Below are 19,642 nucleotides of genomic sequence, written 5' to 3' on the forward strand. Positions count from 1 at the left end.
ACACCCCTTATACCCAGATATTGGCATTCATCTGCTGCACTAACAGATCTATTTTTTCTGATGCCAGTGTCTGCTCGCTGCTCGAATTGTTGGCGAGCATCAGTCCAACTGATTGCAGTCTAGGACTATTGGCCTGGTCATCCCACTGCCAAATATTTTGAAAATCCCAGCCTAAATCATGCTCAAAAAGATATTTATTAAACCTGGCCTGTGCAACTTTTTTACCGTATTTACCATTGGCATCATCTATTTGCCCATCAAATTTATTTGTATCTATTGTGATATTGTTAAATAAAACACTATTTACACTCTCTTCAAAGAAAGCACGAAAAACTTTGGAGCCGAGAAAAGACACCGGTCCCAAAGCACAAGTATTTATCTCACTGTTAGCTAAGTTTCTAGAAAAACAACCAATATATTCATAGGCCGATGAATTCGTTTTAAACGTCCCTGAAATATAACACCTATTTATTTTGCAATTTCTAAAGCTATGAACAACCCCTGCAGCAGACTTTATATTTGAGTAATCACAGCCATCCATAACAAATAAACTATCCACTATAGTGCAGTTATAAGAATCAAGCGACAACTTCGGATGATCATAACCAGGCGAACGACCATAAATATGACAGCGAGATATATTGCTATTATTGACTGAATTATTAGCCAAGCTCCCAGAAACCAAACAACCATGTATTTCACACCTGTCAGCAAGATTTAAGAACATGGTCTGGTTTGTTTCACACCATTTAAATTCACTTTCACTGGCTTGATTTGCTAACGAGCATCCATTTATGCGTAGACTCTTAATTATTGTATTTGGACACAATTGATTAAATAATGCTTCAACCTTATTTCTACCTATAATAGTAAAGCCTGCTCCATCATAACGCCCCTTGAAGTTAATAGTTGGCCATGTACTCAATATCGATAGATCTATGTCAGCACATTGCCTAAAATAAAGACCCTGCAGTCCTATCTCTTTTTTATCAAGCATACAAAACTGGTTTATGTCTTCTATTAGTAAAGGATCATGCTCTGTGCCACTGCCATTAAAACCAGGAATAACGCCTGTACGTTTGATGTTAGAGACATGAACTCTGGAGTCAACCAGACCATGCAATATATCATTGCTATTATTTGGTACAAGACTGCTGAATTTTGTTAAAGTTCTGCGGAGCAGGTCTCCAACTTTCCCAATATTGTCCGGATGCCCCCACAAGCAATGCCGCAGCAACATCAGATCAGACAAATCAACCTCACGTCGATTATTAGTCAGCGCTGATATTTTTAGCAGGCGAATCACCTTGACTAAACGTCTATCAGATAGGCCCTCTCTTCGATCCTCTTTAAACAACTCTCGATGGCCTTGCCAGATCTGAATAACAGCTTCCCGAATCGCCTCAGGGATCTCTATGCTGGCAACCAGCTTATCCAACTCTTTTAGTTCACCCAAGGTCAGTGGGTTAGGCTGTTTACTCGAACCGAAGGAGAATAACCGGTGCAAACTATCCTGGCTTACATAATCGACAAAACTACGTATTAAAAAACGGTCATAAAGCGCCCCCAGCTCTTCTTGACCAGTTGGCAGTTCGTTTGATGCGGCAATCAGGCTGCGTAGCGGTACCCTCTGTACTGATGCACCATTGTGATAGATACGTTCATTAAGAATGGTCAGCAAAGCATTAAGAATGGAGGAACTGGCTTTAAATATCTCATCGAGAAAAGCAACCTGCACCGATGGCAGATATCCAGCCGTATTGCGCTCAAAACGATCCTCTTTCAGTTTGGAGATCGAGAGGGGGCCAAAGATCTCCTCGGGAGTTGAAAATTTTGTCAGGAGATATTCAAAATGACTGGCCCCCTCTTTGTCATCATCCTTAAGCGCCTTGGCGACCTGACGAGAAATAAGGCTCTTTGCCGTTCCCGGTGGGCCCACCAGCAGGATGTTCTCTCCCGCCAGCAACGAGAGCAATGCTAGTTTCATCGCCTCATCGCGATCCACCAATCCTTCGTTAAGCTGTGCCAACAGGGCTACCAGTTTGTGTTTGATCTCGAGCATCTGCCGTTTCGTCCTTCATTATTCAGTCACGTGCTAACCACGCCGAAAAATAGATTCAAATTAACCCCAGCGGCACAATCTAGCATGAACATCGCCAATGAGCAGAACCTCGAGCATTGTTATGTGCTCTGTATCAAATGGAAAAACATATTTTTCAGTTAGATACTGTGCCGACTATGCTGATTCAGCGAACAACTGATTCATGATTGGTAAAAACAAGAAGGGAGCCATAATGGCTCCCTTCTTGTTTATCCATACCTCACCTAAGCATCAGGGAGTCAGCTCCCCACGCAGGGACTGCTGCATCAACTCGCGAATGCGGTGGGATGGCAAGTCCTGGCTCAGCAGGAAGTGGAGCTTGGTGAGCGCCGCTTCGGCGGTCATGTCAAAGCCCGAGATCACCCCGGCCCGCGACAGGGCATTGCCGGTGGCATAGCCACCCATGTTGACCTTGCCGTGCAGGCACTGGCTCAGGTTGACGATGATGACGCCGCGAGCGGAAGCCTCGGAGAGCAGCGCCAGCATGGCCGGGTTCTGCGGCGCATTGCCGACCCCGAACGACAGCAGGATCAGCGCCTTCACCGGCTGTTGCAGGATGTTGGCGATCACCTCGCTGGAGATCCCCGGATAGAGGGTCACCACGCCGATCGGCTGGGGGGTGATGTCGTGCAGCACCAGCGGCCGCTCGGACGGCACGCCCAACTCGCCCGCTTCCAGCGAGATGGCGATCCCGGCATTGAGCAGCGGCGGATAGTTGGGGGAGTCGAAGGCGTGGAAGCCGTCGGCGTGCACCTTCTTGCTGCGGTTGCCGCGATAGAGCTGATTGTTGAAGAACAGCGTCACCTCGTGGATCGGGTAGTTGGCCGCGATATAGAGGGCGTTGAGCAGGTTCTGCTGACCGTCGGAGCGCAACTCGGCCAATGGGATCTGGGAGCCGGTGATGATGATCGGCTTGTGCAGATCTTCCAGCATGAAGGAGAGCGCCGAGGCGGTGAACGACATGGTGTCGGTGCCATGCAGGATCACGAAACCATCGTATTTCTCGTAGTTGTCGCGAATATCCTCGGCGATACGCTGCCAGTCCGCCGGGGTCATGTCGGAGGAGTCGATGAGGGGCGCATACTCGTGGATATGGTAATCCGGCATCTCGGGGCGGTGGAACTCGGGCATCCGCGCCAGACAGTCTTCCATAAAGCCCGCCATCGGCACGTAGCCGTGATCGGAACGCTGCATCCCAATGGTGCCGCCTGTGTAGGCAATGTAGATAGACTTCTTCACACCCTCTCCTCTTGATGAAGTGAACACCGCCGGAACATGAACCATGTCGGGGTGAACCACAATGTCAACGCCCGCCAGCGCCTCTGCGTGCAGCGGAAACCGGCGAATTATAGAGACTGGCGCCCTAAATGACAGCCGTTCCATGCACCCTTTTCGGCTTTTCTGCCCTCTACCCACATAGTGTTAAATGTCACAATAAACCACTAAAACGAGCATTAATACGACAAAGATGGAATTAAACGATGCTTTTTGCTACAATCCGCCGGATTTTACTAAAATCTCATCTGGATGCCTGAGCATTTCAGGCCCGCACAAGCCCCATCTTTCCTGGGGCGGGGAGATGTTTCCCCTTCTTTGCTGGCACATAAGCCACACTGTTTTCATCCCGGCTGAATCTGTAAGTCTTTTGCTATGAAAGACACAGCCAATCAACATGGGAGTACTGAATGTTACAACTTGATTCCTACGCAACGCTGGTCGCTGCCACTCTGGTACTGCTGCTTGGCCGGGTGTTGGTTACCCGAGTCGGGCTGCTGCGTACCTTCAACATCCCCAAACCGGTAGCCGGCGGCCTGGTGGTCGCGCTGGTACTGCTACTGCTGCGCTCCACCCTGCAGATGGAGCTGCAATTTGATACCAGCCTGCAAACCCCGCTGATGCTGGCCTTCTTCGCCTCCATCGGTCTCTCCGCCGATCTCGCCAGCCTGAAACGCGGCGGCAAGGCGGTGGTTACCTTCCTGATGGTGGTCACCGGCCTGCTGCTGGTGCAAAACAGTCTGGGTGTCGGTCTGGCTACCCTGCTCGGTCTGGATCCCCACATGGGGCTGCTGGCCGGCTCCATCACTCTCTCCGGCGGCCACGGCACCGGAGCGGCCTGGAGTGCCACCTTCTCCGAGAAGTACGGCGTGCAATCCGCCGCTGAGCTCGCCATCGCCTGTGCCACCTTCGGTCTGGTGCTGGGCGGCCTGATTGGCGGCCCGGTGGCTCGCTATCTGGTGAAGAAAGTGCAGGTACCCGGTGAGGAGCACAATCAGGATGAGGCCCCCCAGGGCTTCGAAATGCCCGACATGGAGCGCCCCCTCACCACTTTCAGCGTCATCGAGACGCTGGCGCTGATCGCCATCAGCCTCAAGGGCGGCGAGCTGCTCTCTGCTTCCCTCAAAGGGGGCGCCTTCGAGCTGCCGATCTTCGTCTGCGTGCTGTTTGTCGGCGTGCTGCTGCGCAACGTCCTGACCCTGTTGAACTGGCATGAAGTGAGCGATCGCGAGGTCTCCCTGCTGGGCAACGTCAGCCTGTCGCTGTTCCTCGCCATGGCGCTGATGAGCCTGAAACTGTGGGATCTGGCCAGCCTGGCGCTGCCCATCTTCATTCTGCTGGCCGCCCAGACCGTGGCCATGGCGCTCTACGCCATCTTTGTCACCTTCCGGGTGATGGGCAAAAATTACGATGCGGCCGTGCTGGCGGCAGGTCACTGCGGCTTTGGCCTGGGGGCCACCCCGACCGCGATTGCCAACATGCAGGCCATTACCCAGCGCTTCGGTCCCTCCCACCTGGCGTTTCTGGTGGTGCCCATGGTGGGCGCCTTCTTTATCGACATCATCAACGCCATGGTGATCAAGCTGTTTATGGCGATGCCATTCCTGTAATTCCCTTTCCGTTAGACGTATATGATCAGAGCCCACCTTTCGGTGGGCTCTTTGTTTGTTATCGACTCGCCAGGTGACGCAGGGGCACGTATCCGGCACCAGGGTGACCCGCGAGCAACCTAGACAGCCCGAAATCACCAAGCCCGCACACCCTCCGAACAACAAAAAGCCCCGCACTCGACAGAGGACGGGGCTTGTTTATCTCAGGCGGAACAGGCCGTGAGTTGCACCTTACAGGATAAAGGTCGACACCTGCTGGTTAAGGTCAGCGGCACGCCCTTTAAGGCTGTGAGCCTGATCCAGATCGCGCATGGCAGATGCGGTGATCTCGTCACTCACATCCTTGATGGCGGTGGTGTTCTGGGTGATCTCGCCGGTCACCTGGGTCTGCTCCTCGGCGGCGGTGGCGATCTGGCCCGCCATGTCGGAGATGAGGGAGATGGCGCTGGTGATCTCTTCCAGCGCGCGCACCGCCTGATCGGCATCCTGCACGCTGTTGTCCGCTAGCCCCTGACTGGTCTGCATCAGACTCACCGCACGGGCAGTGGTCTGTTGCAGGGTCTCGATGGTGGACTGGATCTGCTGGGTGGAGTCCTGGGTACGGCGCGACAGCACCCGCACCTCGTCAGCTACCACCGCAAAACCACGACCCTGCTCACCGGCGCGAGCCGCTTCGATGGCTGCGTTCAGCGCCAGCAGGTTGGTCTGCTCGGCAATTCCCTGAATGGTGGAGAGAATGCTGGTGATGGCCTGCGCGTGACGGCTCAGCTCGCCGATCACCTCGGTCGCCTGCCCCACCTCTTCGGCCAGACCATTGATGGACTGGCGGGTCTTGTTGACCAGCATCTTGCCCTGCTCACTGCTCTGGGCAGATTGCTGGGCAGCGGCGGCGGTGTTCTCGGCGTTGCCGGCGATCTCCATGGTGGCGCTCGCCATCTCGGTGACTGCCGTGGCGACCATGGTCACCTCCTGCTGCTGACGCTGCAGCTCGTCCACCGCGGCCTGGTTGGTCACCAGACTCCGCTCGGCATCGGCGTTCAGCTCGTTGGCCAGCTGACGGATATTGCCGATCAGCTGATGCTGGCTGCCGACGAAACGGTTGAAGCTGTTGGCCAGCTGGCCCACTTCGTCGTTGGCGTCGATCTTGATGCGCTGGGTCAGATCGCCGTTACCATCGGCAATGCGAGCCAGTGCCTGGGATACCTTGGTGAGCGGGCCAAGCAGCATGCTGACCAGCCAGGAGATAGCGAGGATGCTACCCACCAGCACCAGTAGCGCCATGCCCAGCTGGGTCATCAGCAGGGAGGAGAGCGGCGCTTCCAGCGCGGCCTTGTCCAGCACCAGTACCAGTTCCCAGTCTGTGTCGGGGATATCAACCGCCCACAGCAGCTTGTCGCGACCTTCGTTGTCGAAATAGGCCGGCACCAGATCCTTGCTCGACTTGCTCTGCTCGATCAGCGCATTGGTCAGATCGTTGTCGATCTCGCTGGCCGGTTTCATCGCCTTGGCGGCATCCTTGTAGGCGATGATGGTGCCATCCTTGTGCATCATGATGGCGAAACCGTCGGCAGGCAGCTGCATCTTGGTCACGTCTTCCACTAGCGAGGCGATGGAGAGGTCACCACCGACTACCCCGCCAGAAACCGGCTGGGCCAGGGTCACCACCATGATGTTGTAAGCCACATCGAGATAGGGTTTGGTGACAATCAGGCCACCTTTGCTCATCGCCTCCTGATACCAGCCACGGGAGCGCGGGTCGTAGCCATCGCGGTTGATGGAGGGATCGGAGTCATTCATCTTGCCGCTGCTCTCACCGAAATAGGTGAGCTGGAAACGGCCGGAAACTTGTGCCTGTTGCAAGGCATTGAGGGGGTCGGCACCGGCCTTGTTGCCGAGCGCCTGGATCACGTCGCGACGGGCGGCGAGCCAGTCGCTGACACGCTCGGCCTGCTGGGTACCCAGCCGTTGCAACTGCTCCTGGCTGCCTTGCAGCAACAGGGACTTCTGGCTGCTATAGCTCTGCCAGGAGAGCAACAAAATCACCAACGAAAGGGCGATCACCACTGACAACAGTATCTTCTGCTTGAGTGACAGGTTTTTCATCATGTGTTCTTCTTATTGAGGTGAGGAGCGGGTTTTTCCCTAAATTGCACAACACTACACGTAGTCATTAGCGACCCGAATGGCCAAAACTGAACCTGAAAATGGGTCTGCGGGCGATATTTTCTACCGAGGTGGAGAAAAGTGCACCAGAAATTGACGGCATGAGCCGCACAAGCCAAGGCAACCCTGTTTATTCCTTCCACAATTGGCTAGAATATCCCGTTTTTAAATCACATCGACCCTGAGAGTTTTCACGATGTTCGAAGTTAATCCCGTATTAAATAAACTTAAGGAGCTGTCTGAGCGGACCGAGCTTCTTAGGGGGTACCTTTGACTATGACGCCAAGAAAGAGCGTCTAGAAGAGGTCAACGCCGAGCTGGAACAGCCGGACGTATGGAATGAACCCGAGCGCGCACAGGCGCTGGGTAAAGAGCGCGTAGCGCTGGAAAACGTGGTCGGCACCATCGACACCCTGACCCAGGGCGTGGATGACGTCGAGATGCTGGTGAGCCTGGCCGTCGAAGGGGAAGACGAAGAGACCTTCAACGAAGCCATCGCCGAATCCGAACAACTGGAAGCCAAGCTGGTGGATCTCGAATTCCGCCGCATGTTCTCCGGTCAGCACGACGGCTCCGACTGCTATATCGACATCCAGTCCGGCTCCGGTGGTACCGAAGCGCAGGATTGGGCCAACATGGTACTGCGTATGTACCTGCGCTGGGGCGATGCCCACGGCTACAAGCCCGAGCTGATTGAATGCTCCGAAGGCGACGTGGCTGGTATCAAATCCGCCACCATCAAGTTCACCGGCGAATATGCGTTCGGCTGGCTGCGTACCGAAACCGGCGTACACCGTCTGGTTCGCAAGTCTCCGTTCGATTCCGGTGGCCGCCGTCACACCTCCTTCTGTTCTGTGTTCGTCTACCCCGAGATCGACGACGATATCGATATCGAGATCAACCCGGCGGATCTGCGGATCGACGTCTACCGCGCCTCCGGTGCCGGTGGTCAGCACGTTAACCGAACCGAATCCGCGGTGCGTATTACCCACGTTCCGACCGGTGTCGTGGTACAGTGCCAGAACGACCGTTCCCAGCACAAAAACAAAGACCAGTGTATGAAGCAGCTGAAAGCCAAGCTCTACGAGCTGGAAATTCAGAAGCAGAACGCTGAGAAACAAGCCCTGGAAGAGACCAAGTCTGATATCGGTTGGGGCAGCCAGATCCGTTCCTATGTGCTGGATGACTCCCGTATCAAGGATCTGCGCACCGGCGTCGAAACCCGTAATACCCAATCGGTGCTCGACGGTGACTTGGACAAGTTTATCGAAGCCAGCCTGAAATCAGGTCTGTAAACAAGCAGGAATCACCATGTCTGAACAAACCATCACTCCGGAAGTCGACCAAACTCTCGAACTCAACAACGAGATGACCGAGCGTCGTTCCAAGCTGGCCGCCCTGCGCGCCCAGGGTAATCCTTTCCCCAACGACTTCCGTCGCGACAGCCTCTCTGGCGATCTGCACGCAGAGTTCGACGACAAAAGCGCCGAGGAGCTGACGAGCCTGGGTAAACGGGTGAAGATTGCCGGTCGCATCATGACCCGCCGGATCATGGGCAAGGCTTCTTTCGCCACCCTGCAGGACATGGCCGGCAAGATCCAGGTCTACGTCACCCGTGACGACCTGCCGGAAGGTTTCTACAACGAGCAGTTCAAGAAGTGGGATCTGGGCGACATCGTGGGTGTCGAAGGTACCCTGTTCAAGACCCAGACCGGTGAGCTCTCCGTTCACGTTTCCGATATCCGCCTGCTGACCAAGGCGCTGCGTCCCCTGCCCGAGAAGCACAAAGGCCTGACCGACCAGGAAGCTCGCTGCCGCCAGCGCTACCTGGATCTGATCGCCAACGAAGAGTCCCGCAAGACCTTCATGATCCGCACCCAGGTGGTTGCCGGTATCCGCAAGTTCTTCAACGAAAAGCGCTTCATGGAAGTGGAAACCCCGATGATGCAAGTCATCCCGGGTGGTGCTTCCGCGCGTCCGTTTGTCACTCACCACAATGCGCTGGACATCGACATGTACCTGCGTATCGCTCCGGAGCTCTATCTGAAGCGTCTGGTGGTCGGTGGCTTCGAGCGTGTCTACGAGATCAACCGCAACTTCCGTAACGAAGGTATCTCGGTTCGTCACAACCCCGAGTTCACCATGATCGAGTTCTACATGGCCTACGCCGACTACATCGATCTGATGGATCTGACCGAAGAGCTGCTGCGCACCCTGGCACAGGACATTCTGGGCGACACCAAGATCCGTTACGCCAAAGAGGGCGAAGAGGGCCTGACCATCGATTTCGGTCAGCCGTTCCAGCGCCTCACCATGGTCGAGTCCATCCTGAAGTTCAACCCGGATGTGACCCTGGACGATCTGGCTACCCTCGAGAGCGCCAAGGCCGTTGCCAAGCGTCTGCACATCGAGCTGATGAAGGGCTGGGAGCTGGGCCACGTGATCACCGCAATCTTCGAAGAGACCGTGGAGCACATGCTGCTGCAACCGACCTTCATCACCGAGTACCCGGCTGCCGTTTCTCCGCTGGCCCGCCGCAACGATGTGAACCCGGACGTAACCGACCGCTTCGAATTCTTCATCGGTGGCCGCGAGCTGGCCAACGGCTTCTCCGAGCTGAACGATGCAGAAGACCAGGCCAAGCGCTTCCAGGATCAGGTTGATCAGAAAGAAGCAGGCGACGACGAAGCCATGTTCTACGACGCCGACTTTGTCACCGCGCTGGAGCACGGCCTGCCGCCGACTGCCGGTCAGGGTATCGGTATCGACCGTCTGGTGATGCTGTTCACCAACAGCCACACTATCCGTGACGTCATTCTGTTCCCGGCCCTGCGTCCGCAGAAGTAAGGCCCACAGAAGTCAGCTACATCCCTTGGGTCAATCCCGAGCGTGATAGCCCATAAAAACGCCCCGCGACTGCGGGGTGTTTTTTTATAATGCTCACAACAATTGACGAATGCTTACCGCTTATGAGGCTGGCGGTAGCAGCCAATCTCCCTGCCACAAGGTGACGGCCTGACCGGCCATCAGTACCCGCGCCTCCTGCAGTTCAAGCCGCAACTCACCACCACGGGCCGAAATCTGACGGGCCCGCAGTTGCCGTTTACCAAGCCGTTCGGCCCAGAAGGGCACCAGAGCGCAGTGGTTGGAACCAGTAACCGGATCCTCATCGACGCCCACCCAAGGGGCGAAATAGCGGGAGACAAAGTCATGGTTCGAGTCGTTTGAGGGCGCCGTCACTATCACCCCCCGTCCCGGCAAAGCACGCAGAGCATGAAAATCAGGCGAAAGCGTACGGAGCTCCTCTTCACTTGCCAGTTCCAGCAAGAACTTGGCTCCGGCCGCTAGGGTTTGTCTTGGTTGGCAGCCGAGCGCGGCAGCATAGGCTAGGTCCAGAGTCAGTGGAGCCAATGTGATACGTGGAAAATCGAGCCAAATCCACTCATCTTCGCGCTGGGCCAGCAGCTCACCACTACGGGTCTCGAAGCGGATAGTCTCGTGTGCAGCTACCGCCCCTGTCTGCCACAACACATGAGCAGCCGCCAAGGTGCCATGACCGCAGAGATCAACCTCGACTTTCGGCGTGAACCAGCGCAACTGATAATGGGCTCTGCCAAGTTGTACCAGAAAGGCTGTCTCGGAGAGGTTGAACTCGGCCGCCATCGCCAACTGGCTGGCATCAGGCAGGGCTGCTCCCAATACGACCACCGCGGGATTGCCACCAAGGGGCTGCTGACTGAACGCATTGACATGAAACAATCGGATATTCGACATGGCACTTCCTGTGTTATCAAGTGGCTCTCATTTAACGCTCTTTATACCACGCCCCTCTTTTGCTGCGGGAACAGGCGTACCTCTGCCCCTTTAATGCATTAATAGAATAAAGAAGACATTTTTATTCTTTGTTGTTATCCAACACGCCCTTTAATCTGGCCAAAAATCAGACCATGGAAGACGCGTGTGATGCAATTGAAGGATTCCCCATTCAACCTCTCCCCCCTCTCTGACGAGCAGCAACGTCAGTTGGGTCAGGTACTCTCGACCCTCAATACCCAGCAACTGGCCTGGGTGAGCGGATATCTCTACGGCCTCTCCCAGACCGGTCAGCAGAGCGTTGCAGCCAGCGCCGCCGTGGCTGCGCCCAGCGGCAGCCTGACCATTATCTACGGCTCCCAGACCGGCAACGCCAAAGGTGTCGCCACTGCCATCAAGGCGCAGGCCGAGGCACGTGGCCTCCCCGTCACCCTTGCGTCGATGGCCGACTACAAACCCAAGCAGCTCAAGAAAGAGAGCCATCTGCTGGTGGTAGTGAGCACTTACGGGGAGGGTGAACCGCCGGAGAGCGCCGTCGATCTGTTCGAGCAGCTTAAAAAAGGCAAGATTGGCAAGCTGGACGGCCTCAGGTTCGCGGTGCTGGGGCTGGGTGACAGCTCCTACGAATTTTTCTGCCAGACCGGCAAAGATTTTGACAACTTCCTCGCCAGCGCAGGGGCCGAGCGGGTTTATGAGCTCGCCAGCCTCGATGTGGATTATCAGGATGCCGCCAAGGCGTGGGGCGAACAGGCGCTCAATGCCATCACCGCGACCCTCTCTACCGGAGCGGCCAGCAGCAGCGTAGCCAGCGCGGTGCAGCAGGCGGTTGGCCACAGCCAATACAGCAAGGAGAACCCCTTCCCTGCCCGCCTGTCGGTCAATCAGAAGATCACTGGCCGGGATTCCACCAAGGATATCCGCCATATCGAAATCAATCTGGCCGACTCAGGCCTCACCTACCAGCCGGGGGATGCCCTAGGTGTCTGGTTCGACAATGACGCCGAACTGGTGGGCGAAGTGCTGGCCCTGACCGGCCTCTCTGGCGATGAAGCCACGGCCCACGGCACCTTGCGCGCTGCCCTGACCAGTCACTTCGAACTGACCCGGCTGCACGGCGGCTTTATCACAGGACTCGCTGACATATCGGACAACGCGGCGCTGAAAGACTTGGCCGGTGACAAGGCCCAGGTCAATGCACTGGTGGCCTCCGCTCAGGTGGTGGATGTGCTGAAACGCTTCCCGACCGCCCTCACGGCCGAGCAGCTGGTTGGCCTGCTGCGCCCCCTCACCCCGCGCCTCTACTCCATCGCCTCCGCCCAGAGCGAAGTGGAAGAGGAGGTGCACCTGACCGTCGGCGTGGTGCGCTACCCGCAGGAAGATGGCACAGTGCGCAGCGGCGCCGCCTCCTCCTATCTGGCGGATCGGCTCATTGAGGATGGCGAGGTGCGGGTGTTTGTGGAGCACAACGACAACTTCCGCCTGCCGCAAAACCCCGACACCCCCGTCATCATGGTGGGCCCGGGCACCGGCATCGCCCCGTTCCGCGCCTTTATGCAGGAGCGGGAAGCTCAGGGCGCGGAAGGCAAGAACTGGCTCTTCTTCGGCAACCCCCACTTTACCCAGGATTTCCTCTATCAGGTGGAGTGGCAGCGTTATGTGAAATCGGGGCTGCTGTCGAAGATCTCGCTAGCCTTCAGCCGGGATCAGGCCAACAAGATTTATGTGCAGGATCGCCTGCGTGAAGCGGGCCAGGAGCTCTACCTGTGGCTGGAAGCAGGTGCTCACTTCTATGTGTGTGGCGACGCCAACAAGATGGCCAAGGATGTGCAGGAGGCCCTGCTGGAAGTGATTGCCGAACACGGCCACAAGAGCCGTGAGGAAGCAGAAGAGTATTTGAGCGAATTGCGTCGTGCCAAACGTTATCAAAGGGATGTCTATTGATGAGCAAACAAGTTATTCCAGGACCGGTGGAAGGACCGCTGGCCGACAACGAACGTCTGAAACGCGAGAGCAACTTTCTGCGCGGCACCATTGAGCAGGATCTGCAGGACCCGCTCACCGGCGGCTTTAACGGCGACAACTTTCAGCTGATCCGCTTTCACGGCATGTACCAGCAGGATGACCGCGACATCCGCCCGGAGCGCGCCGCCCAGAAGCTGGAGCCGCTGCACAACGTAATGCTGCGTGCCCGCCTGCCTGGTGGGATCATCACCCCGGCCCAGTGGCAGATCATCGACAAGTTCGCCGAAGAGCACAGCCTCTACGGCAGCATCCGTCTGACCACCCGTCAGACCTTCCAGTTCCACGGGGTATTGAAGCGCGACATCAAGCTGATGCACCAGACCCTCAACAGCACTGGCATCGACAGTATTGCCACCGCGGGCGACGTGAACCGCAACGTGCTCTGCACCAGCAACCCGGTGGAATCCGAGCTGCATCAGGAGGCCTACGAGTGGGCCAAGAAGATATCCGAACACTTGCTGCCCAAGACCCGCGCCTACGTGGAGATCTGGCTGGACGGTGAAAAACTGGGGCAGGATGAGGAGCCGATCCTGGGCTCCAACTACCTGCCGCGCAAATTCAAGACCACTGTGGTGATCCCGCCCCACAACGATGTGGATATCCACGCCAACGATCTCAACTTCGTGGCGATTGCCGAACACGGCAAGCTGGTCGGCTTCAACGTGCTGGTGGGCGGCGGGCTGGCCATGACCCACGGCGACACCAGCACCTACCCGCGCAAGGCGAGCGACTTTGGCTTTATTCCGCTCTCCCACGTGCTGGAGGTGGCGGCCGCCGTGGTCAGCACCCAGCGCGACTGGGGCAACCGGGTCAACCGCAAGAACGCCAAGACCAAGTACACCCTTGAACGGGTTGGCGTCGAAGCCTTCAAAGCCGAGGTGGAGAGCCGCGCCGGCATCCAGTTCGGGCCGGTTCGCCCCTATGAGTTCACCAGCCGGGGCGATCGCTTCGGTTGGGTCGAGGGGATCGACGGCAAGTACCACCTCACCCTGTTTATCGAAAATGGCCGCCTGCTGGACTTCCCTGGCAAGCCGCTCAAAACCGGCATGCTGGAGATCGCCAAGGTGCATCAGGGGGATTTTCGCCTGACTGCCAACCAGAACCTCATCATCGCGGGCGTGCCTGCCGGCGAGAAGGCCCGCATCGAAGGGCTGGCGCGCCAGTACGGCCTGCTGGATGACGGCGTGAGCGAGCAGCGCAAGCAATCCATGGCTTGTGTGGCCCTGCCCACCTGCCCGCTGGCGATGGCCGAAGCGGAGCGTATGCTGCCGGCGTTTGTCACCGACATCGAAGGGCTGCTGGCCAAACATGGGCTGGCGGATGACGCCATCATTTTCCGGGTCACCGGTTGCCCCAACGGCTGCGGCCGCGCCATGCTGGCGGAAGTGGGTCTGGTGGGCAAGGCGCCCGGCCGCTACAACCTCCATCTGGGGGGCAATCTGGAGGGGACCCGCATTCCGCGCCTGCACCTCGAGAACATCACCGAGCCGCAGATCCTGGCCGAACTCGACGCGTTGATCGGCCGCTGGGCCAAAGAGCGCAATCAAGGTGAGTGCTTCGGCGACTTCGTGATCCGGGTTGGGGTAATTGCCCCCGTTATCGATTCTGCGAGGGACTTCTATGCCGCTTAATCTGCCGCTTAATGTCACTGAAGATGGCCGCCTTGACCTGCAGGCACTGCTGGCCCTCGGCCGTGAAGAGCAGACCGAGGCGCTGGCGCCCCTCAACCGGGAGCTGGATACCATGAGTGCCCCCGAGCGGGTGCGCTGGGCCCTGGCCAATCTGCCGGGGGAGCATGTGCTTTCATCCAGCTTCGGCATTCAGGCGGCACTGATGCTCCATCTGGTAAGCCGCGAGCGGGCCGACGTGCCAGTGGTGCTGACCGATACCGGTTATCTCTTCCCCGAGACCTACCGCTTTATCGACGAGCTGACCGAGCGCCTCGCGCTCAACCTGAAGATCTATCGGGCCGAGCTCAGTCCTGCCTGGCAGGAGGCTCGATTTGGTCTCTTGTGGGAGCAGGGGGTAGAGGGGATCACCCGCTACAACCAGCTCAACAAGGTGGAGCCGATGGACCGCGCCCTTCGTGAGCTGGGGGCCCAGACCTGGTTCTCCGGCCTGCGCCGGGAGCAGTCCGGCAGCCGTGGCAAGCTGCCGGTGCTGGGCATCCAGCGCGGCCGCTTCAAGTTCCTGCCGGTGATCGACTGGAGCAACAAGGATGTCTTCTACTACTTCAAGGAGTTCAACCTCCCCTACCACCCGCTGTGGGAGCAGGGTTATCTCTCGGTGGGCGATGTCCACACCACCGCCAAGTGGGAGCCGGGCATGAGCGAGGAGCAGACCCGCTTCTTCGGTCTCAAGCGCGAGTGCGGTTTGCACGAGGAAAATGGCGAGAACGACGGCTCAGGCATCTAATCCCGTCTTGAAAACCCAACAGAACAACAAGGGCATCCGAAGATGCCCTTGTTGTTATTTGCAAATTAGCATTCGCCCGTCAGCGGCGCTGCCAGGTCTCGAAGCTATAAGGGTGCGGGTTCTTTTCATCGGCAGGGTGGCTCTCGCAATCAACGCGTTGCCAGTGGCCATCGTCAAAAGCGGGGAAACGGGTATCCCCCTCCACCTCCAGATCGATTTGCGTCAGATAGAGACAATCCGCGCTCGGCAACATCTCGGCATAGAGATGACCACCACCGATCACCATCAACTCCTCCACCGAGCTGCCTGCCAACAGCGCCAGCGCCGCCTCGACGGAGCTCACCACCTCAATGCCCTCAGCCTGATAATCGGGATTGCGGCTGATCACCAGATTGCGCCGTCCGGGTAGCGGCCGACCAATGGATTCGAAGGTTTTGCGCCCCATCAATACCGGTTTACCGAGGGTGACACGCTTGAAGTGAGCCAGATCGGCAGGCAGATGCCAGGGCATCTGGTTGTCCTTGCCGATCACCCTGTCGTGGGCCATGGCGGCAATCATGGAAATCTTCATGGGGCCTCTCACCGTCTGTCAGATTATGGGGCGGTTACGGTACACGACCAGAGAGGGGATCGCCAAACCGAAACTGAGGGCACCGACGATAAACAGCGCCTTGAGGCCGTTCTCCACCGCACTCTGGATCAACTCCATAGTCACGCCGTTGATGTTGAGCTCTACCACCGCAATCATGGTCTTGAACGCATAACTGCCCGGGATCATCGGAATGATGGAAGCAACGCTGAACACCGGACGCGGCGCCAGCAGACGGCGCGACCAGTAGACGCAGACAAAGCCGACCGTGGTCGCCGCCGCCAACGTCGCCCACTCGATGGGCATACCATAGTGGATCAGCAGGGTACGCAGGCTGTGGGCCAGCGCGCCGCCCATGGCGCAATATTTCAGCATCCGTGGCGGCACGTTGAACAGCATGGCAAACCCCACCGCCGGAATGGAGGACCAGAAGGCATCCTTGGCCAGTAGCCAGAGCAAATCCATCATACTTTCCACCCCCAGATCCCGGTGACCGACATGGCCAAAATGATACCTATGGCGGCGCTGATGGTCAGCAGGGTCGCAGTCCCCCAGCGGGCCAAGCCCATGTTGAAGTAGCCCTTCACCATGTCGGAGACCGCATTGATCAGCGGAAAGCCCGGCACCAGCAGCAGCACGCTGGCCGCCATGGCGAGATAAGGCTGGTCACCCCAGTTGAAGAAGGTGGCGCTGGAGGAGAGCAAGGTGGCGATAAAGCCGGTGGCGGCAAAGTTGATGAGCGGGCTATGGTGATGGCGAGCCATCAGCTGGCGCACCCGCATCGCCACGGCAGACGAGAAACAGGTCACCAGGAAGATGGGCCAGTCACCGCCAAACAGCAGGCTAAAGGCGCCACAGGAGAGCCCCACCATGGGGACCACTAGCCAAGGGTGATAGTGGAAGGGGACGATGGCCTCGAGCCGCTGGCGCACTTCACGGGCACCGATCAGCTCTTTTTCCGCCATGATGCAGATCCGCTGGATCTCGCACACCACCTGCATATTGATGCCATGTTCACGCACCCGCCGGGTAGTGGTGACGCAACCCCCCTGATAGAGACTGGTGAGCACGATGGCACTGGAAGAGATGGCCATTTCGACACTCTCCAGCCCCAGCGCCATCCCCAGCCGCACCGTGGTCTGCTCGATGATCCGGCTCTCCGCCCCGAACTGGGCCAACATCTGACCCACCTTGACGATAATGCGGGTGATCTCTGTCTGTTGCTCCCGCGACAACACCCGTCTTGGTGTGATACTTCTCATAATCCCTTCGAGTCGTAGCAATAAAAATTTCGGCCATATTAGCCTAACTTTTACTGTTATTCATCCACCCCTATCACAACCTGACTAATTAGTTATTACAAGAAGGAGAAAAGAGGTTACATCACAAATACATTACGACTAACATTAAAAACCATAACAATCAGGTCGCCAGCAATTCCCTTTATTATGGCTTCACCGATTTGGCTGAAATATCAACCAAGGGGGTTATTGCAGATTATTTGCGACGTCGATAGTCCGCCAGATGGATTATTTTACCACTGCCATCGCTTTCAGGCGGAGGGTCCCCCTCTTCTCTGAACTGGCTCATTTCGCTGCGCATCAAATAAAAAGATTCCCGCATCATGTTGGTAATCCGGATACAGCTATCAAGATTGTTTTTCGCCAGACGGCGCTGACCATCAATCTTGAACTGCAACCCGCGCAGACGGCGCTGCTGATCGGGGCTCGCACGGGCCATCAACTGGTCGATCTGCTGCTCCAGAATCGCATCCAGCCGGGAGGGCTCACTCGCAGCCAACTCCTTCAGGGTGTCAAAATCAGGCAACTCCATATGCCCTCCTTGGCGACTATTGCTGGCAACACACTGCGGTACCACACCATCACGTCCCAGCCATATAAATCTTTATATACGACGCGGCTAAAAAGGGTTCAATCCATCCACTGGCGACTAAACCGGACAATGGTCACTACGAGGGTGTCTATCTATTTTAATTGTGTTTGGAAACAAGCGATTGTTTTTAATTCATGCGAGATAAAACACTTATACATTTTAGGTTGTGATTTTCTGTTTTTTATTGCAAATAAAAATCCGGGTGGCCTTATTTTGCTTCATTCGACACTTTATTCTTCCCTCACCGACCCGCGTCATCTCCTGACGGTTTAACATATCTCACTGATTATGTTATTTTAATTGCCACTTTTATCGGACATTCAAGAGCAGACCATGAGCAAGGCAAAAATCGGTATCGTCACCGTCAGCGATCGCGCCAGCGCGGGCATCTATGAAGACCTCTCCGGCAAGGCCATCATCGACACCCTGAACGCCTATCTGACCTCGGAGTGGGAACCTGTCTATCAGGTGATCCCCGATGAGCAGGATCAGATTGAAGCGACCCTGATCCGGCTGGCGGATGAGGAGCAGTGCTGTCTCATCGTCACCACAGGCGGCACCGGTCCGGCCAAGCGGGATGTCACGCCGGAAGCGACCGAGGCGGTGTGTGATCGCATGATGCCGGGCTTTGGCGAGCTGATGCGGGCCGAATCCCTCAAATTTGTGCCGACTGCCATTCTATCGCGCCAGACTGCCGGGCTGCGCGACGATACCCTGATCGTCAATCTGCCAGGCAAGCCCAAATCAATCCGCGAATGTCTGGATGCTGTCTTCCCCGCCATCCCCTACTGTATCGATTTGATGGAAGGGCCGTATCTCGAGTGCGATGAAACTGTCATCAAGCCGTTTCGGCCGAAAAAATAGCGAACCCGACCATAAAAAATAATGGCGAGCCAAGGCTCGCCATTATTTTTAACTCATCTGTCTGCGCAGAAAAACCGCATCAATTATTTGCGGCCGAATACTTTTACGCCCGCTTTGCTGCGCTCTGAATTACCGTACACTTCGATTTTTTTCACACAACGGCGCGAGCCCAGTGATTTCCACTCGGTCTCTTTATCACTGCTCATTTCCCGATCGAAACGAATGGTCTTGGTACGATCACCACCATAGGTCACCACCACCCGATCCAGGGTCAAATCACGCTCCGCCTTCACCTTGATATATTTGGTCTGACGGCAAACCACCAAAGGTATTGTCGCACCATGATCACCGGCTCCCAGCAAAATAGTCCGCCCCAGCGTGAACTGATCGTCACCGGCATGGCTGGCTGACGCCACCACCAGCAAGGCACCACCCAGCAAGCTGCGTGCAGAAAAACGGGAATTCCAGATAGACATCAAGGACATAACACCTCCAATAAAAAATGGAGTGTGATGATAAGGGTTAAACCATAACGGAAGCTGTATCACGGCTGAATTTGCTGCGAATGTGCGGGGATCGACAGAGAAAACAGCGCGACTTTTCGGCAAAAAGATAAGAGCCGCAGATAGCGGCCCTTGCGGCAAGAGAGCGCTTAGCGCTCCATGATTTGGGTCACGTCATCTTTCTTGATCATGACCTCGCGCCCTTCATGATCGTAATAGCGATACATGCCGGTGCTCTCGTCCAGCTTGGGTTTGCTCTCTGTGGTGATCATCTTGCCATCCTTGGTGCTCATGATGTATTGGGAGCTGCATGCCACCAGCCCCAGGGCGCACACCAGGATCATCATCAGTTTTTTCATTGCGGCCTCTTCTGCGATCATCCTCACCACGAGGA

17 protein-coding genes are annotated in these 19,642 nt (G+C 56.6%); 7 read left to right on the plus strand and 10 right to left on the minus strand.

The annotated features are described in order from the left end of the window. Positions 1 to 7 precede the first annotated feature (7 nt). On the minus strand, positions 8 to 2,062 hold the full coding sequence (locus tag I6L47_RS08920; protein ID WP_216949129.1) for an AAA family ATPase: 2,055 nt from the start codon (positions 2,060 to 2,062) through the stop codon (positions 8 to 10). Between the two features lie 270 nt (positions 2,063 to 2,332). Continuing rightward, positions 2,333 to 3,340: an asparaginase gene (gene ansA, locus I6L47_RS08925; protein WP_216949130.1), complete on the minus strand. Its 1,008-nt coding sequence runs from the start codon at positions 3,338 to 3,340 to the stop codon at positions 2,333 to 2,335. A gap of 446 nt (positions 3,341 to 3,786) precedes the next feature. Here ansA and gltS point away from each other — a divergent pair, with 446 nt between their 5' ends. Further along, the gene (gltS, locus tag I6L47_RS08930; RefSeq protein ID WP_005348115.1) at positions 3,787 to 4,986 is read left to right on the plus strand and encodes a sodium/glutamate symporter; all 1,200 of its coding nucleotides are present in this window, start codon (positions 3,787 to 3,789) and stop codon (positions 4,984 to 4,986) included. A gap of 231 nt (positions 4,987 to 5,217) precedes the next feature. Here gltS and I6L47_RS08935 read toward each other — a convergent pair whose 3' ends face one another. Beyond that, a complete protein-coding gene (locus I6L47_RS08935) occupies positions 5,218 to 7,089 on the minus strand; it encodes a methyl-accepting chemotaxis protein (RefSeq protein WP_106842849.1) in 1,872 nt (623 codons plus the stop codon). 256 nt (positions 7,090 to 7,345) lie between these two features. Here I6L47_RS08935 and prfB point away from each other — a divergent pair. Then, positions 7,346 to 8,444, plus strand: a protein-coding gene (gene prfB / locus I6L47_RS08940) for a peptide chain release factor 2 (protein WP_100645262.1) whose coding sequence is annotated in 2 segments (ribosomal slippage) — positions 7,346 to 7,420 and positions 7,422 to 8,444 — 1,098 coding nt in all. Because the reading frame shifts where the segments join, the coding sequence is not laid out codon by codon here. A 73-nt stretch (positions 8,445 to 8,517) separates the two neighbouring features. Further along, on the plus strand, positions 8,518 to 9,996 hold the full coding sequence (gene lysS, locus I6L47_RS08945) for a lysine--tRNA ligase (RefSeq protein ID WP_223849333.1): 1,479 nt from the start codon (positions 8,518 to 8,520) through the stop codon (positions 9,994 to 9,996). Positions 9,997 to 10,116: 120 nt separating this feature from the next. On the opposite strand, the gene I6L47_RS08950 is transcribed toward lysS, so the two are convergent. Beyond that, positions 10,117 to 10,923, minus strand: coding sequence for a PhzF family phenazine biosynthesis protein (locus I6L47_RS08950; RefSeq protein WP_100653074.1), 807 nt, complete (start codon positions 10,921 to 10,923; stop codon positions 10,117 to 10,119). Between the two features lie 189 nt (positions 10,924 to 11,112). On the opposite strand from I6L47_RS08950, the gene I6L47_RS08955 reads away from it, so the two are divergent. The 3 genes from I6L47_RS08955 to I6L47_RS08965 are packed head-to-tail and all read left to right on the plus strand — an operon-like array spanning position 11,113 to position 15,399. Continuing rightward, entirely contained in the window at positions 11,113 to 12,903 is a 1,791-nt protein-coding gene (locus tag I6L47_RS08955) for an assimilatory sulfite reductase (NADPH) flavoprotein subunit (protein WP_216949333.1), read from the plus strand. Then, positions 12,903 to 14,615, plus strand: coding sequence for an assimilatory sulfite reductase (NADPH) hemoprotein subunit (gene cysI / locus I6L47_RS08960; RefSeq protein WP_216949131.1), 1,713 nt, complete (start codon positions 12,903 to 12,905; stop codon positions 14,613 to 14,615). The genes I6L47_RS08955 and cysI overlap by 1 nt, the downstream gene beginning before the upstream one ends. Further along, the gene (locus tag I6L47_RS08965) at positions 14,605 to 15,399 is read left to right on the plus strand and encodes a phosphoadenylyl-sulfate reductase (RefSeq protein WP_216949132.1); all 795 of its coding nucleotides are present in this window, start codon (positions 14,605 to 14,607) and stop codon (positions 15,397 to 15,399) included. Before cysI ends, I6L47_RS08965 begins: the two co-directional genes overlap by 11 nt. Positions 15,400 to 15,478: 79 nt before the next feature. Here the strand turns inward: I6L47_RS08965 and folA are convergent, their stop codons facing one another. The 4 genes from folA to I6L47_RS08985 all read right to left on the minus strand — a co-directional run bounded on the left by folA (position 15,479) and on the right by I6L47_RS08985 (position 17,821). Continuing rightward, a complete protein-coding gene (gene folA, locus I6L47_RS08970) occupies positions 15,479 to 15,970 on the minus strand; it encodes a type 3 dihydrofolate reductase (RefSeq protein WP_216949134.1) in 492 nt (163 codons plus the stop codon). 18 nt (positions 15,971 to 15,988) lie between these two features. Next, positions 15,989 to 16,456, minus strand: coding sequence for a threonine/serine exporter family protein (locus tag I6L47_RS08975; RefSeq protein WP_026035076.1), 468 nt, complete (start codon positions 16,454 to 16,456; stop codon positions 15,989 to 15,991). After that, entirely contained in the window at positions 16,453 to 17,250 is a 798-nt protein-coding gene (locus tag I6L47_RS08980; protein WP_005348133.1) for a threonine/serine exporter family protein, read from the minus strand. The genes I6L47_RS08975 and I6L47_RS08980 overlap by 4 nt, the downstream gene beginning before the upstream one ends. 235 nt (positions 17,251 to 17,485) lie before the next feature. Continuing rightward, positions 17,486 to 17,821 carry a DUF3135 domain-containing protein gene (locus I6L47_RS08985; RefSeq protein ID WP_021229719.1) on the minus strand — a complete coding sequence of 112 codons (336 nt, stop codon included), beginning with the start codon at positions 17,819 to 17,821 and terminating at the stop codon, positions 17,486 to 17,488. A gap of 393 nt (positions 17,822 to 18,214) precedes the next feature. On the opposite strand from I6L47_RS08985, the gene mog reads away from it, so the two are divergent. Next, positions 18,215 to 18,745: a molybdopterin adenylyltransferase gene (gene mog, locus I6L47_RS08990; RefSeq protein ID WP_005354170.1), complete on the plus strand. Its 531-nt coding sequence runs from the start codon at positions 18,215 to 18,217 to the stop codon at positions 18,743 to 18,745. Positions 18,746 to 18,828: 83 nt separating this feature from the next. On the opposite strand, the gene I6L47_RS08995 is transcribed toward mog, so the two are convergent. Next, a complete protein-coding gene (locus tag I6L47_RS08995; protein ID WP_005335217.1) occupies positions 18,829 to 19,230 on the minus strand; it encodes a DUF2541 family protein in 402 nt (133 codons plus the stop codon). A 167-nt stretch (positions 19,231 to 19,397) separates the two neighbouring features. Continuing rightward, on the minus strand, positions 19,398 to 19,607 hold the full coding sequence (locus tag I6L47_RS09000; protein ID WP_005335219.1) for a YgdI/YgdR family lipoprotein: 210 nt from the start codon (positions 19,605 to 19,607) through the stop codon (positions 19,398 to 19,400). Between the last annotated feature and the right edge of the window lie 35 nt (positions 19,608 to 19,642).

Source organism: Aeromonas sp. FDAARGOS 1417, from assembly GCF_019046985.1.
GTDB classification, from domain to species: Bacteria; Pseudomonadota; Gammaproteobacteria; order Enterobacterales; family Aeromonadaceae; genus Aeromonas; species Aeromonas veronii.